The 15779-nt window shown below is 46.9% G+C and carries 10 protein-coding genes; 6 read left to right on the top strand and 4 right to left on the bottom strand.

Annotated features, from left to right (window positions below):
- Nucleotides 1–92 precede the first annotated feature (92 nt).
- Both AC0YN3_RS04215 and AC0YN3_RS04210 read left to right on the top strand, forming a co-directional pair.
- On the top strand, nucleotides 93–2927 hold the full coding sequence (locus AC0YN3_RS04215) for a family 14 glycosylhydrolase (protein ID WP_475774287.1): 2835 nt from the start codon (nucleotides 93–95) through the stop codon (nucleotides 2925–2927).
- 325 nt (nucleotides 2928–3252) lie between these two features.
- Complete coding sequence (locus AC0YN3_RS04210; RefSeq protein WP_475773837.1) at nucleotides 3253–5889, top strand: PAS domain S-box protein; 2637 nt, start codon at nucleotides 3253–3255, stop codon at nucleotides 5887–5889.
- Nucleotides 5890–5947: 58 nt separating this feature from the next.
- On the opposite strand, the gene AC0YN3_RS04205 is transcribed toward AC0YN3_RS04210, so the two are convergent.
- From AC0YN3_RS04205 to AC0YN3_RS04190, 4 genes are read right to left on the bottom strand one after another with little or no spacing between them, the layout of a single operon-like run.
- A complete protein-coding gene (locus tag AC0YN3_RS04205; RefSeq protein WP_475773836.1) occupies nucleotides 5948–7054 on the bottom strand; it encodes a GerAB/ArcD/ProY family transporter in 1107 nt (368 codons plus the stop codon).
- Nucleotides 7055–7082: 28 nt separating this feature from the next.
- Nucleotides 7083–7895 (bottom strand): Ger(x)C family spore germination C-terminal domain-containing protein, encoded by an 813-nt coding sequence (locus AC0YN3_RS04200; RefSeq protein ID WP_475773835.1) that lies wholly within the window; start codon nucleotides 7893–7895, stop codon nucleotides 7083–7085.
- Complete coding sequence (locus tag AC0YN3_RS04195; RefSeq protein WP_475773834.1) at nucleotides 7879–8172, bottom strand: hypothetical protein; 294 nt, start codon at nucleotides 8170–8172, stop codon at nucleotides 7879–7881. The genes AC0YN3_RS04200 and AC0YN3_RS04195 overlap by 17 nt, the downstream gene beginning before the upstream one ends.
- Before the next feature lie 6 nt (nucleotides 8173–8178).
- Nucleotides 8179–9663 carry a spore germination protein gene (locus AC0YN3_RS04190; protein WP_475773833.1) on the bottom strand — a complete coding sequence of 495 codons (1485 nt, stop codon included), beginning with the start codon at nucleotides 9661–9663 and terminating at the stop codon, nucleotides 8179–8181.
- A 314-nt stretch (nucleotides 9664–9977) separates the two neighbouring features.
- On the opposite strand from AC0YN3_RS04190, the gene AC0YN3_RS04185 reads away from it, so the two are divergent.
- From AC0YN3_RS04185 to AC0YN3_RS04170, 4 genes are all read left to right on the top strand, one after another.
- Nucleotides 9978–11084: a threonine aldolase family protein gene (locus AC0YN3_RS04185; RefSeq protein WP_475773832.1), complete on the top strand. Its 1107-nt coding sequence runs from the start codon at nucleotides 9978–9980 to the stop codon at nucleotides 11082–11084.
- A gap of 63 nt (nucleotides 11085–11147) precedes the next feature.
- Entirely contained in the window at nucleotides 11148–12050 is a 903-nt protein-coding gene (locus AC0YN3_RS04180) for a LysR family transcriptional regulator (RefSeq protein WP_475773831.1), read from the top strand.
- A 107-nt stretch (nucleotides 12051–12157) separates the two neighbouring features.
- Nucleotides 12158–14446: a 5-methyltetrahydropteroyltriglutamate--homocysteine S-methyltransferase gene (gene metE, locus AC0YN3_RS04175; RefSeq protein WP_475773830.1), complete on the top strand. Its 2289-nt coding sequence runs from the start codon at nucleotides 12158–12160 to the stop codon at nucleotides 14444–14446.
- 189 nt (nucleotides 14447–14635) lie between these two features.
- Complete coding sequence (locus AC0YN3_RS04170; protein WP_475773829.1) at nucleotides 14636–15766, top strand: WD40/YVTN/BNR-like repeat-containing protein; 1131 nt, start codon at nucleotides 14636–14638, stop codon at nucleotides 15764–15766.
- The last annotated feature ends 13 nt before the right edge of the window (nucleotides 15767–15779 follow it).

The raw sequence follows: 15779 nt of genomic DNA, 5'->3' as shown, positions 1-15779 counted from the left end.
GTTCAATCATCATGAATCCTTTTAAGATGAACTTGTAAACGTTTACGAAAAAAAAGGATATCAGGAGGCTGATCGTATTGCATGCAAGAAAAATGGTTTGGAGGAAAGGTAGTTTATTTTTATTAAGTGCCGTGGTGTTCTTCTCCACTTTCTTCGGTTCCTTTACCGGGGCCGCAAGCGCTAACGTAGCCAAAGATTTCCAAGCATCGGTTATGGCACCCTTGACGAAAATAACGGATTGGAACGCTTTTAAAAATCAATTGATTACGCTGAAAAATAATGGAGTCTACGCTTTAACGACTGATGTTTGGTGGGGTGACGTTGAAGCAGCAGGAGACAACCAATTCGATTGGAGCTATTACAAAACGTACGCGAATGTAGTCATTGAATCGGGATTGAAATGGGTGCCTATCTTATCCACGCACACCTGTGGCGGTAATCCCGGAGATGATTGCAACATTCCGATTCCATCCTGGCTATGGAGCAAAGGGACAGCCGATGAAATGAAATACAAAAGTGAAAGCGGCTATGTCAATAATGAAGCACTGTCGCCTTTCTGGAGCGGAATCTCCACGCAATACAATGAACTTTACGCCTCATTCGCCCAAAACTTCGCAAGCTATAAGCCCGTCATCTCCAAAATCTATTTAAGCGCCGGTCCGTCAGGCGAGCTGCGATACCCATCCTATTATAATTCCGCAGGCTGGAGCTATCCGTCACGGGGGAAGTTCCAAGTGTACACCGACACAGCAAAAGCCGCTTTCCGAACAGCCATGACGGCCAAATACGGCTCCTTAACAGGGATTAACCAAGCATGGGGTCTGCAATTAACGAATGTTAGCCAAATCAATCCGCCGACAGATGGCGATTCCTTCTATGCCACAGGCGGTTATCAATCAAATTACGGTAAGGATTTTCTTGCATGGAACCAAAGCGTGCTCGAAAATCATCTAGCCGTCATTGGAGCGGCAGCGCATTCGCAGTTCGATGCGACATTCGGCGTCCGAATTGGCGCCAAAATCTCAGGCATCCATTGGCAGATGAACAATCCCTCGGCCCCGCATAGCGCAGAACATGCGGCAGGCTATTATAACTACAATGGCATTATCCAGAAATTCAAAGACAGCGATTTGGATTTAACGTTTACCGCGCTGGAGATGTACGATAGCGGTACCGCGCCAGCTTATTCGCAGCCTTCGACTTTGGTCGATACGGTTTCCTCGATCGCGAATGCGAAGGGCGTACGCTTGAATGGGGAAAATGCTTTGCCAACCGGCAGCTTCCAGAAGATTGAAGAGCAGATCATGAAATGGAGCTACAATGGCTTTACGCTGCTACGTTTAGCGAATGTGGTTAATCAAGACGGCTCGCCAACAGGCAATCTCGCGGGCTTCAAGCAGTATGTCATCAATCACGCGGGTCCTATCGTGCAGCCAGGCGATAACCAAGTGACGATTTATTACAAAAAGGGTTTCGCATCGCCTTATATTCATTATCGGCCGACAGGCGGTACGTGGACGACGGCGCCTGGCCAGCCCATACCAAATTCTGAAATAGCCGGCTATTCCAAAATAACGATTGAGATTGGCTCCGCGATCCAATTAGAAGCTGCCTTTAATAATGGCAGCGGTACCTGGGACAGCAACAATATGCAGAACTATCTCTTTAACGAAGGCGTATTCACCTTCGCGCCGAGCGCGAACGGAACGGCTGGCACGATCACGGCCGGAGCTCCGCAGGGCATAGATACGACGGCGCCAAGCGTTCCCGCTAATATAACCGTGACAGGAAAAACCGATTCATCCATCTCGTTAGCATGGCCTTCTTCAACGGATGCCGTTGGCGTAACCGGTTATGAGATTTGGCGCGGCGGGGCAAAAGTAGGGACAACCTCCGGCACCTCATACACCTTAACCGGACTAACGCCATCGACCGCATATAGCCTCGCCGTCAAAGCATTTGACGCTGCAGGAAATGCTTCTGATGCCAGCGCTGCTTTAAGCGTTACGACCAATGCTGCGCCAAGTGCGAACACGGTAACCGTTTATTATAAAAAAGGATTTGCAACGCCATATATCCATTACCGGCCAGTTGGAGGAACGTGGACCACCGTGCCCGGCGCGGCAATGCCAAATGCCGAAATCAGCGGTTATGCCAAGCTGACGATCAACATGGGTACGGCAACCCAACTGGAGGCCTGCTTTAATAACGGGAGCGGAACATGGGATAGCAATCAATCACAAAACTATCTTTTCAGCACAGGGACATGGACATTTGCGCCTGGGGTTAACGGCGCAGCAGGCGTGATTACGGCCGGACCAACCCAAAGCACGGATACGACTGCGCCAAGCGCGCCGAGCAGCTTAGCCGTCACGGGTAAAACGGATACCGCTGTTGCGTTAAGCTGGACGGCATCCACCGATACGGTTGGCGTCACGGGTTACGAACTTTGGCGTAACGGCGCCAAAGTCGCAACGACGGCTTCCACAACGTATACACATGCTGGCCTGACCGCAGCGACTGCCTATAGCTTTTCCGTTAAAGCCTATGATGCGGCTGGCAATGTATCGGATGCCAGTAACGTCATCTCCGAAACGACTAATCCAGCGGCCGCGGGAAACAGCGTCACGATTTATTACAAGAAGGGATATGCGACGCCATATATCCACTACCGTCCGGCAGGCGGAGCCTGGACGGCTGTACCTGGCAATCCTATGGCCGATTCCGAGGTTAGCGGCTATGCCAAAATAACGATTGCGCTCGGAACAGCGACCCAGCTCGAAGCGGTGTTCAATAACGGAAGCGGTACTTGGGACAACAACAATTCGCAAAACTATCGGTTCAACCCAGGACTTAACGTATATACCCCAAGTACCAATGGTACGCCTGGAACGATCACACAGCCAACAGGATTCCCTCCGAGTTAGCACTGGTGGCGTTTCGACACCGGGTACGGGTTGTAGCGTTCGGACTTTCATGCCTATGAGAACAGTTGACATTCATCCTGCCTCGACTGGCGAACACACAAGTATTACGCCTTGCACATATTGAAGTAGAAGAAGCAGCCCCCGTTCGTCTATTGAACGCGGGCTGCTTCTTTTAGTCGTTCACGCGCTCGTTCATGTTCGGAAACCATATTTTCTGTCGATTCTGCGTTGAATTTTCTCTCAATTCTCTTTTGAAGTAGTATACTAGGAATTAGTAGAGAATTATGCCAACAAATTAGAAATAATCGCGATTGGAGGCGTTATATTGCAACATTTTGTCAATCAAACAGATTTTTTCTCGCAAGCTTGCGCATTGGCTCCAATTGGAATGGCTATGGTATCTTCTGAAGGCGCCTTTCTTTATGTGAATGAAGCCGGATGTGCAATCATCGGTTATACGCAATCAGAGCTCGCTCTTTTGAAGCTAACGGACATGATTGGACATGAAGAAGGGCTGGCATTGAAGCAGGAAATGAACGAATCTTGGCATAAGGGACATTCATCATTCGCTAAAGAAACATCATTTATTCAGAAAAACGGCAACGCCAAATGGGCGGATTTGAAGCTGACTTTCGTTCGCAATGAACAGAAGCATGAAACTCCTTTTTTTATTGCATATATGACGGATATGACCGATAAAAAGGCAAATGAGCTTGAATGGCTTGCCATTAAAGAAGATTATGATCTCATTACCGGGAATGTAATGGATCTCATTTCTTATATCACACCTGACGGCATAACCCGCTACATATCGCCATCCGTGCGTGATTTGCTCGGTTACGAGCCGGGGGAGCTGATCGGTAAAACAAATTTCGAGCTTTACCATCCCGATGATTTTCAAATGCTGAAATCCTCGCCTAAATCGGATCCAGACGTGTTGACTTACAGGGTACGTCATAAGGATGGCCGATATATATGGTTTGAGACAACCTACAAGACCGTAAAGGATGAATCGGGGAACGTTCAGAAGCTCATCGGCATTGGCCGAGATGTTACCAATCGCAAAAACCATGAAGATAGCTTGGCGGCCGCACAAAATATAGCCATGCTTGGCAGCTGGGAATGGGACATTGCGAAGCAGCAGGTTACGATGTCCGAGCATTGCTATAAAATATTCAACTTGGATAAGAAGCAGCCGATAAGGAAAGATGAGCTTATCGCGCTCATTCATCCCGACGATCAGAATAAATACAGAACGGCTTTCAATGAAGCAATGGAAGGCTTGCCTTTCAATCACGAATTCCGGCACTTGCAGGCTGACGGAAAGATTAAATTTTTGAACATTCGTATTGCTGTCAACTTTGACGACAATGGGAATCCGGTTAAAATGCTGGGCACTACTCAGGATATAAGCGACCGCAAGCGAATAGAGTTGAATCTGGAAGAAAGCGTACAGCGTTACACATCCCTGAAAAAATACAATCATGATGCGATCATTTCCATAGACCTGAATGGAAATATCATTAATGGAAATCCGGTAGCAGAGCATTTGACCGGATATCCAGTTAAACGGCTGATTGGATTGAGCATTTCCACCGTAATCGGTGTCGAAAATTATAAATTGCTGATTTCCGATTCAAAGGATTACACGATCGTAGAAAGAAACATAGACAAGATCAGCCATAGCAGCGGGCATTTTGTTGAAGTATTAGCAACCGTTGCTCCGATTATCGTCAATAAAGGGCTGGTAGGCTATTACCTTATCATGAAGGATATTACCGAGCAGAAGAAACTGCTCATTGCAAAAGAGACAGCCGAAAAAATGAACAAAGCCAAAAGTGAATTTCTAGCAATGATGAGCCATGAGATACGTACCCCCATGAATGGGGTCATTGGCATGACTGATTTATTGCTTCAGACGACGCAGCTCGATGAGCAGCAGCTGGAGTATGTTACGATCATTAGCAAAAGCGGAGAAACATTGCTCAGGTTGATTAATGATATTTTGGACCTGTCCAAAATAGAGTCTGGCAAAACGGAATTGCAAGTCGAACCGTTCCATATAAGAGAAAGCATTGCCGAAACGCTCGATCTTCTTACGCATAAGGCGCTTGAGAAAAATTTGGAGCTAATCGTTAACGTGAATCCAAATGTTCCTGAAGTCGTCATTGGCGATCCCAATCGAATGAGGCAGGTTTTAATTAATTTGATTGGCAATGCCATCAAGTTTACCTATTGTGGAGGCGTTACCATTTCCGTACAGTGCTTGTCATCCGATTTCAACCAGGTCCGATGCCAGTTTACGGTAAAAGATACGGGAATCGGTATTCCGCTAGCGAGACATCAACAATTATTTGACCCCTTCTACCAGCTGGAGCATTTCATGACTCGGAAACAAGAGGGCAGCGGACTTGGACTCGCCATTAGCAAGCGGCTCGTTGAGCTAATGCATGGTGAGATATGGGTAGAGTCCGCTGAAGAAAACGGAGCCACTTTTCATTTTACAGCCGTCCTTCAGGTAGAGAATAACGAAGCTGCTTTGCAGCAGGGCAGCAAAAACAATAGAGTCGAATCCGAGCTGCGCTCCATTAAGGTGTTGATAGCCGAGGATAATGAAGTGAATCAGCTAGTACTTTCAAGAATGCTTGAAAAATTGGGGATCGTATCCGTGAAAACCGCTTTGAACGGAAAGGAAGTTATCCAAGCGGCTGCCTATGAAACGTTCGATCTCATTTTCATGGACATTGAGATGCCTGAGATGAACGGCGTTGAAGCCACCCGCGTACTGATGGAAACGTTGGAGTCTGAGAAACGTCCCTATATCATTGCGGTTACCGCCAATGCATTGTTAGGCGACCGGGAGAAGTATCTACAAGCTGGAATGGATGATTACATCAGCAAGCCGCTTACGATCGATAGCATATCCGAAGTGCTTAAGAAGTTCAACATGATACGAGCATAACTGATTTGTGATTAAGAAGAAGGCTTCTCGTGTAAGCCTTCTTCTTTGATTTTCTTCCTTATTGCAGCTTCCTAACGTTCCTGTTCCTAATGAGTGTAATCACAAATAAGCAGGGGATAAGCAAAATGATAAATCCTAACCCCAAGTTCGCATACATGCTCGTTAATAAACGGATATGCTCCAAATCCTTGACCAGGAATTCGGCAATAACAAACATGCCCAGAATCGTAATAAGGCTGTATTTGGGTTTTATTCGAAACGCAAGTTTGAGACTGCGGCATGCCGCCCATAGGCTTAAAGAGATATTCGCAACCATTTTGATCAGCCATATGGAGAGTACAAGATATTCGAGCCTCTGCATAAGCGGGATTTCCAAAATTGAAATTAAGCTAAGCGAAGGCCAAATCGTGTGCATTATCTGACCATGGCTGAAATACATAATCGCGATCAGCATGAGCAGCAAATACAGGGAGGTAGAAGAGATTACGGCAAGATGTGCCCATTTTTCTGATTTCTTCTGTTCTTGGATAAAAGGATAAATCACGAGCAAAATTTCGAAGCCGGCATATTGGAAAGCCATGCGGTGCGAGGATTGCAGCAGCTCCACAGCCGTATGATTAAAGACGGGCAGCAGATTCTGAACATGCAAAAAAGGAATAATGAGCAGCGGCAAGGGGACCACAAAAATAAACACGCTGAATACACCCCACACACAAATGCCCGTGACCGTTTGGAAGCCGCCTGACACCGCATAATACAGCAAGATGAGCAAGAGAACACTGATTGGCCACATGTTCATCATTGGAAATATCCATACCTCTACCACTTCCAGGTATACACGATAGGTATTAAATGCGCCAACGATAAAATAGGCAATCATAGTTACATTGAGCAGCGTTCCGATCCATTTACCGAAATAAGCATTGTGAATCGATACAAACTGTGCATGCTCCAAGCTTTGGCTATTCAAAATTTTAAACATCATCCAAATAAAAAGGTTCGCGCAAATGCCAACCACTAGAACAGAGATCCATGAATCGTAGCCTGCAAATTCGGTGACTTCACGCTGGAAATTCATAATGCCAACATCTACGATGCTTACATATACGATAAAATACAAGTGGATGGGTGAAACCGTAAATTTATCGTTAACTTTCGTGAGCATGTCTCATTCCGCCTCGCATCTCAATGCTTTATTCCCCGATACCGGATTGTACGATGTCGAGTTCGATTTTAATATTCGTTTTCAAGGCAGCATAAGAAGCCTTAAACGCTTTTTCCTCCCATTGCCTTGAACGGCTTCTAATGAAATCCCCGAATCCAACAGGATCAACTTGTTTAGTTTTGCAAAAAGTGATGAAGTCACCTAGCTGCAATTCCAAATAATCTTCAAATTCCTTTTCTAGCGATAATATATTTCTGTTGGAAGATAACAAATACGAATCAGGCAAATCCTTAACCATCGCTTTCATCCGAATCTGAATATCGATCACTGGCGCTTTATCAACAGTCAGTAACTTAAATTTCACCTTGGATGCAAGACTTGTCAGCATGACATAGTCGTAATGCTTTGGTTTTAACGAGCTGAGCGGCATTAGAATCGTGCCTTTTCGCGTATTGCCGAGTAACAGCTTCAGAAGAAAGGCTTCCTTCAAGCTTACCTTGGCAGCGAGCTTGTCTTCCTTAAACAACGCTAAGCCATCTATTTTTGTTAATCCGTTCTCTTTTATAAAAAAGGGAATATACATATCGCGTCCCGCTCCAAAGTAATTAAATAATGCGGTTTGCAAATTTGCTTTTGGCAGATTTCCGGATTCCATGTTTTTCTCAATCATGTTCATGAGATACAGACTATCGTTGGATTGAATCGTCGTATCAAGCATTTCCGCGGCATGATGGTCGGATACGCCGAGCTGAAGTTTGCCTGAAATTTTGGAATCGCGAAAATAGCTGCCCAAAACGGGCCCTATCCCTTGTTTCGCATAGTTTTCACCGAACAGCACCATTCGCAGCTGGCCGTATTGCAGCGTACGGTAGCAGTTCTGGAATCATATCGTAGCTGTTATTGGAAACGGTTTTTAATATTTGCAAATTTGCTTTGTCCTTTTCGGTATGCTTTGACACGAGCACAGCGCTATGGATTTGTTGATCCTTCAAATCATAGCTGGCCGATTGGGCTAGGTTAATTCGATCAACGACCTGTTGATTGCTGCAGGAGGTGCCCGCTATCATCGCAAAAACGATAGACATAACGGGTATATAACGAGTCAATCGCCTAAACAAATCCCGTCACTCCTCCTCGAAATCACTAGTATGCTTCACTTTTTTTGGTTTGTATCTTATTCGTGTGTCGGGCTTCAAATAGCCTGGACTAGAATTAATGACCTGATAAGAGGACCTAACGAAGCTATCCTTCAGATCCTTAAGATGAAGAGGATACAGCGGCGAAGTGTACGGATATCCAAGCGACTGCAATTTCGTGATATGCACAAGCAAAAAACCGACTCCGATCATAATGCCGATGCCCCCATAAAGCGAAGCTAATAGTATGATTGGAAAACGGAGAAACCGGATCGTGTTCGACATTTTGTAAATCGGCGTAACAAAGGATGCAAGGGCTGAAAGCGAAACGATAATGATGAGAATATTACTGGTCAAGGCCGCTTCGACCGCAGCTTGTCCGAGTATGATTCCTCCGACAATGCCAAGCGTTTGTCCGATGCGGCTTGGCAACCGCGCTCCCGCTTCGCGCAGAAATTCGACTGTAGTTTCCAGGAGCAGCACTTCAAGAATCGGAGAGAAAGGAATGTTTTGCCTTGAGAAAATCAACGAATTCAGCAAATCTTTCGGGATGACTTCATAATGAAAGGTCGTAACGACCACATACATCGAAGAAGCAAACACCGAGAAGATAACCCCAAAGATCCGGATCATTCTAAAAAACGAGCCTAGAATCCATGGCAAATAATAATCCTCCGGGGAGAGGAAGAAATCAAATAAGGTGGAAGGGCCTGTAATAAAATAGGGAGAGCCTTCACTGACGATAGCGACCTGTCCCAAAACTAACGAATAGATCACTCGGTCGCGTCGTTCAGTCGTCGTAAACAACGGAAAAGGCGAAAAGGAATTATCCGAGATGATCTGGTCCAGCTGGGCAGTATCAAACACAACGTCGAAATCGATTGCCGCTAGTCGTTTTTCAACCTTGGCAATGTTCTCGGTGTTCGCTACTCCATCGATATAAATGACGGAAATTCTCGATCTGGACAGGCTTCCGATCGTATATTCCTTCACGATCAGATTCGGTGTATTTAATTGCATCCGGATAAGATGTATATTCGTATCCAAATCTTCAACGAAACCGATTTTTGGACCTAGAACACTGAATTCATTTTCCGTTTCGTTGCTTTTCCGAATGCCTTTATCACTGACTAGAGGAATTAACGCGCAGGTGTCCGAATGATCATCCCAGCGGATGATCGCGTAACCTTTGAACAATTTGGATTGGATCACTTCGAAGCAATCCGTAATTTCGATATCGTCAATAGGGAATATAGATCTCAGATCGGACAGTTCACGTACTTTTGATGCGCTATCGGCCGATTGAAGGACGGTGCTGAACAGCAGCTGCAGTCGATTATCGTCAATTAACGTGCTGTAATAGTTCATATGCAGCGGCGGATCGGTTATGGACAGGCGATGGGATTTAAAGTCACTGGACCGCTTGGAGAGCTCGATCAGCTCCTCAAGGTCCGATGCGGATTTAATGGCCATTGATGGTTACCTTAGGTTGTGCTTTGATAATAAATAGCGTATGCATGGGGTTTAATCCTCCAGCTTTTTTTACGTTGCAAGGATATCTCATAAAGCATCTCAAATCATGTTGACAATTATACGGATAGGTTTGTCATTCTCTTATGGAGAATATAGGAAACACTTCTACTAACTCATCAAAAAGATTTGCATGACCGCGTTATAACGAAAGGCTAATGAACAATGGTACTAATTTGAGGTCAGCCGGACTTGTTGCTCCCAAGGACAAGCATGATACAATAATAGTAAGCGTCATGTAGAAGGAGTCTGAACCGATGAGTAATGGAACAACAAAGCTGGCTGCAGCTTTTGAAAAGGCTGCTTACCCGCTAGGCGGTCACGGCAAGAGAAACGCAGATGTTTTAAAAGAAGCATTTAGGGAGGTTGATGGCAGCCTCGTTAGCGATATGTATGGGAAAGGCAGCTTAATCGAGGATTTCCAGCAGCAAATGGCTGAGTACTTAGGCATGGAATCTGCCGTTTTTTTCCCAAGCGGGACGATGGCACAGCAAATAGCCCTTAGGATCTGGAGCGACGAAGCAGGCATTAGACGGGTGGCATACCATCCGCTATGCCATTTGGAGATTCATGAGGAGCATGGACTGAGAGAGCTGCATCATATCGAGAGCGTCCTGCTAGCGGATTCTAATCGGCTGATTACCCTTGCGGACATTCAAAGCATGCACGGCGAAATATCATGCCTGCTCCTTGAGCTGCCGCAGCGAGAAATTGGCGGGGAGCTGCCGTCCTTCGATGAGCTTGCAGCCATATCCGCATACTGCCGATCCAACCAAATAAAGCTTCATCTCGACGGAGCAAGATTGTTTGAAATCACGCCGCATTATCAGAAATCAGCCTCCGAAATTTGCGCTTTGTTTGATAGCGTGTATGTGTCGTTCTATAAAGGAATCGGAGGAATCGCTGGCGCTATTCTTGCAGGAAGCAGCAGCTTTACCGAAAAGTCGAAGATATGGAAAAGACGCCATGGCGGCGATCTTATCAGCCTCTATCCTTATATCGTAAGCTCGGATTACTATTTCCGGCAAAGAATCGGGAAGATGGCACAATATTATGACGGTGCCAAGGAGCTCGCCCATCTGTTTAACCAATGCACAAGAGCCGTAACCAAGCCGAGCATGCCTCAGTCCAATATGTTTCACGTTCATTTCGGTGTAAGCAAGACCGTGCTCGAGCCTATACTCATTGATATATACGAAACGACGGGCGTCGGGCTCATCCATGCGCTTCGCGATTTAGAAGAGAAGAGCTGCTACTGCGAGATTAGCATCGGAGACCGATACGCAGAGGCGCCTTACGCACTTGTGAAGGCTGCCATGGACATGCTCGATCACCAGCTTTCGAACATGGACAATGTGGAATAGCACCCATACATCACACGGTATCAGCTTGTAAAAGCTTAATTTCAATAAGAGAGGAGCAATCTCTTGACGTTACAGCAATTAAAATATGTGATCGAGGTCGCCAACCGCGGCTCGATCAACGAAGCCGCTAAGCGCCTGTTTATTTCGCAGCCCAGCCTCTCCAACGCCATAAAGGATCTCGAGGAAGAGCTGCAGCTAGATATTTTCGACCGATCGAACAAGGGAATCTCCTTGTCCAAGGAAGGCGTAGAATTTTTAAGCTATGCCAGGCAGGTTGTCGAACAAGCCGAGCTGCTGGAGAGCCGTTATTTGAACGCAAAGCCCTCGCCGCAGCATTTCTCGGTGTCTACGCAGCATTATGCTTTCGCGGTTAACGCGTTCGTTAGCTTGATCAGGGAATACGGCCATGATGAGTATGAATTGACGCTGCGCGAGACAAAAACCTACGAAATTATCGAGGATGTCAAAAGCATGCGCAGCGAAATCGGTATTTTATATTTGAATGAGTTCAATGGAAAGGTCATAAACAAGCTGCTCAAAACGGCAAATTTGCAATTTACCAGCCTATTTCAAGCCAAGCCTCACATATTTATCAGCATCAAAAATCCGCTTGCCCAGCAATCTATGGTTACGATCGAGCAGCTGCAGGATTATCCTTATCTTTCCTTTGACCAAGGCGAATACAATTCCTTTCATTTCTCGGAGGAAATTCTCAGTACGATGTCGCATAAGAAAAGCATTCGCGTGAATGACAGGGCAACGCTATTTAATTTACTGATCGGCTTGAACGGGTATACCATCTCAACAGGCGTGCTAAGCAAAGACCTGAACGGAAACGAAATTATTCCCGTGCCTTTGGACTGCGAAGAGTCAATTAACGTCGGGTGGATTTCGCAGAAAAACGCGGCTCTCTCCAAGCTTGGCGCTGCTTATATTGATGCATTGATAACAGCTACCTCCAACTAACTCTCAGGTATAGCTTACGGCTATAACTAGATATAGTTTAATACAGTTACACTATATCCACTCAACCATGTTATCTTTCTAGTAACAAGTTGCAGAGGAGCTTTCATATGACAAAAAGCAGTGTATTGGGATACCCCCGTATTGGTGCGGATAGAGAATGGAAAAAATCGCTTGAAGCGTTTTGGTCAGGCAAACTGGAGGAAGCGGACTTTGTCCTTCAGCTGCAAGAGATTCGTTTGAGCCACCTGCGCAAGCAAAAAGAAAAAGGCATTGATCTGATTGCTGTCAATGATTTCAGCTATTATGACCACATTCTGGATACGGCCGCAATGTTCGGCATTATTCCAAAACGGTTTACATATAACGGCGGCGTTGTGCCTTTGTCCCTCTATTATGGCATTGCTCGCGGTACGAAGGATGCTACCGCAAGCGAAATGACCAAATGGTTCAACACGAACTACCACTATATCGTTCCTGAGCTTGACGGCGCGGCGCCAACCCTTACCGAGAACAAACCGCTGCAAGCCTACCGCGAAGCCAAAGAGAAGCTGGGCATTGAAGGAAAACCTGTCATTGTTGGCCCGCTTACCTTCCTAAAGCTATCCAAAGGCTACGATAAGGCTGAAACGGATGCTTGGTTAGACCGTTTGGTTCCGCTCTATGTGCAAATCTTGCAGGAGCTGGCTGACGAAGGCGTGCAATGGGTACAAATCGATGAACCGATTCTGGTAACGAAGACATCGCAAGAGGACCTAAACAGACTTAAGCGCATCTATGCCGCATTCTCGGCTGCAGTTCCGAATTTGAACATTATGCTTCAAACCTATTTCGAATCCGTTGACCACTATCAAGACATCGTTGCGCTGCCTGTGCAAGGCATCGGTCTGGATTTCGTACACGGCTTGTCAGCCAACCTTGCTTCCATTCAAAAGTTGGGCTTTCCGGCAGGCAAAGTGCTTGGAGCAGGGGTTATTGACGGCCGGGGCATATGGAAAGCATCGCTTAACGAGAAGCTTGCTCTGATCAATCAGCTTTCCCAAGTAGTTGACTCCGATCGCTTAATTATTCAGTCTTCGAGCAGCCTGCTGCATGTACCCGTAACGGTAAATAATGAGCAGAAGCTGTCTGAAGAGCTGAAAAACGCTCTCGCTTTTGCAGATGAAAAGCTTGATGAGCTTGTACTTCTTACAAAAGCGGTATCTCAAGGCGCGGGCAGCTATGCGGCAGAGCTGGAAGAAAATGAACGCTCCGTTCAAGCCTTGAAGCAATCCGGGGAAAGAAACCGCAATGATATTCAGCAGGCAGTAGCCGCTATCAGCGCAAAGCAGCCTGTTCGCAGCCTGCCATTCGAGAAACGCCATGCCGTTCAAGAGCAAAAATGGCAACTGCCGATTTTCCCTACAACGACGATTGGAAGCTTCCCGCAATCTGCCGAGGTTCGCAAAGCCCGTCAGCAATGGCGCAAAGGCGAGTGGAACAATGAGCAGTATGCACAGTTCATTCGCGATCAAATTGACATTTGGATCAAACTGCAAGAAGAAATCGGTCTTGACGTCCTTGTTCATGGTGAGTTCGAGCGGACTGACATGGTAGAATTTTTCGGCGAGAAGCTTGCGGGATTTGCTTTCACTCAGTTTGGCTGGGTACAGTCCTATGGCTCGCGCTGCGTGAAACCGCCTATCATTTATGGCGATGTAGCTTTCGAAGAGGCGATGACCGTTGAGGAAACGAAATACGCGCAAACCAAAACAGCCCGTCCCGTAAAAGGCATGCTTACCGGCCCGATAACCATCATGAACTGGTCTTTCGTCCGCGACGATATTTCACGTGAGCAGATTGCTTACCAGCTCGCATACGCGCTTCGTCAAGAGGTTGAAGCTCTTGAGCAAGCAGGAATAGGCATGATTCAAGTGGATGAGCCGGCCGTACGCGAAGGTTTGCCGCTGAAAGAGGAGGACCAAGCCAATTATTTGGCATGGGCGGTCAAAGCGTTCCGCATGACGACGTGCACCGTTCAAGACACCACACAAATCCATACCCATATGTGCTATTGCGAGTTCCATGACATGATCGGATCCATCGAGGATATGGATGCTGACGTCATCTCGATTGAAACGTCGCGCAGTCACGGCGAGCTGATCCACAGCTTCGAGCTTAACACGTATAAGCTGGGAATCGGCCTAGGCGTATACGATATCCATAGCCCGCGCGTACCGCATGTCGATGAGATGACTAGCATGATTGATCGCGCTTTGCGGGTCCTTGACCCGAAGCTGTTCTGGATTAACCCGGACTGCGGACTTAAAACACGCGGCTACGAAGAAACGGTTGCCTCTCTTAAAAACATGGTCGAAGCAACCGAGCTGGCTCGTGCAAAACATGCACAGTCCGTATAACGGTTAGTTTTATGGCTGTCTCAATCGTCATTTCCATGGCGTGAGGCAGCTATTTTTTTTGTCGCCAAAACTGGGCATCCGGAGCTGAGACACATTACGCTGGCTGATTAACCGATTCGTTTGAGTCCATCAAGGGTATATTATGGTATGCATGCTTGACTACCCACATAGAGACTGGAGGAACATCAAATGAGAATCATTCAGCTTAAATCAGGATTGGCTGCTGCTGCGCTTGCGGTTGGTTTAACCGCTGCGGCGCCATTCACACAAGCGGCAGGAAGCGTTGGAGCCACAGATTTGTTCAACGGAACGCCAGCAGGAGATACAAGCTACCATTTCAGCGAAATTCAATTTTTAAATGGGACGACAGGGCGCGCGGCAGGAAATGGGTTTCTAATTGGCACATCTGACGCCGGCTCATCCTGGCAGTCTATTTATAAGGGAACCTGGCAATTTACGCAGCTTGATTTCATATCCAATACGACAGGCTGGGCACTGGCAAAATCGGCAGCAGGCGGTACGAATGCGCTAATTCAAACGACGAATGGCGGAAGCACTTTCACGAAAATCCCTACAGGCGGAATCGCCTTAGAGCGAATCCGATTTCTGGATGCTAAGAACGGCTTTGGCTATGCAAGAGCCTTTGCTTATAAGACCGCAAACGGCGGCAAGACATGGACGAAAATAGCTACTCCGCCAAATACCCGCTACGCAGAATTCTCGGACATGAAACAAGGCTGGGCATTAGTCGTTGTACCCGGCTTCGGATATACGCTGTCACGTACGACGGATGGAGGCAGCAGTTGGACGACTAAGCTTAGCGTGAAGTCTAGCGAGATTAGCGGAGGTGCGCTTTATGTGAGCGGAAGCGAGGTTTGGGCGCGGTTCAATGGCGGCGTGGGCATGTCCCAGCAATCTTATTCCCTGTATGCGACAGCCGATAACGGTTCGAGCTGGCGGAAAGTGATTAGTCAGGAGACAGCAGGGGGAGGACCAGCGCCAGGCGCAGCAGCCGGTATCGCGAAAGAGGGACCAGCCTCACCCGGTGGTCATGCCAGCAACCTTGAACTCATTGACGGCGCAGCTATTCTCGGCGGATACTCGCCTGCCGGAGAGCAAATTGGCGTTGGCCGCTCATTGGACAAAGGCAAAACCTGGGCAAACCTGAAACCGATTAAAGGTTTCGAGAACGTGATCTCTTTTACAACGAAAAACCAAGGCTGGATGGCAGACACCAGCGTTTCAAGCCCATCCTTATACAGTACGAGCGATGGCGGCAAAACGTGGACTAAAAAGCTTAGCATTCCAACATCTCAATAGATATGCAGCCGAA

The sequence above is a fragment of the Paenibacillus sp. J22R232 genome (assembly GCF_056269165.1).
The sequence above is the reverse complement of the archived record's forward strand: the minus strand, read 5'-3'. Positions and strand labels throughout refer to the sequence as shown.

Bases quoted from the DNA above. Each gene is read 5' to 3' on its own strand.
- metE (WP_475773830.1), top strand. From the start codon at position 12,158: ATGACAAAAAGCAGTGTATTGGGATACCCCCGTATTGGTGCGGATAGA.
- AC0YN3_RS04200 (WP_475773835.1), bottom strand. From the start codon at position 7,895: ATGGTGCTGTTCGGTGAAAACTATGCGAAACAAGGGATAGGGCCCGTT.
- AC0YN3_RS04215 (WP_475774287.1), top strand. From the start codon at position 93: ATGGTTTGGAGGAAAGGTAGTTTATTTTTATTAAGTGCCGTGGTGTTC.
- AC0YN3_RS04185 (WP_475773832.1), top strand. From the start codon at position 9,978: ATGAGTAATGGAACAACAAAGCTGGCTGCAGCTTTTGAAAAGGCTGCT.
- AC0YN3_RS04205 (WP_475773836.1), bottom strand. From the start codon at position 7,054: ATGCTCACGAAAGTTAACGATAAATTTACGGTTTCACCCATCCACTTG.
- AC0YN3_RS04170 (WP_475773829.1), top strand. From the start codon at position 14,636: ATGAGAATCATTCAGCTTAAATCAGGATTGGCTGCTGCTGCGCTTGCG.
- AC0YN3_RS04190 (WP_475773833.1), bottom strand. From the start codon at position 9,663: ATGGCCATTAAATCCGCATCGGACCTTGAGGAGCTGATCGAGCTCTCC.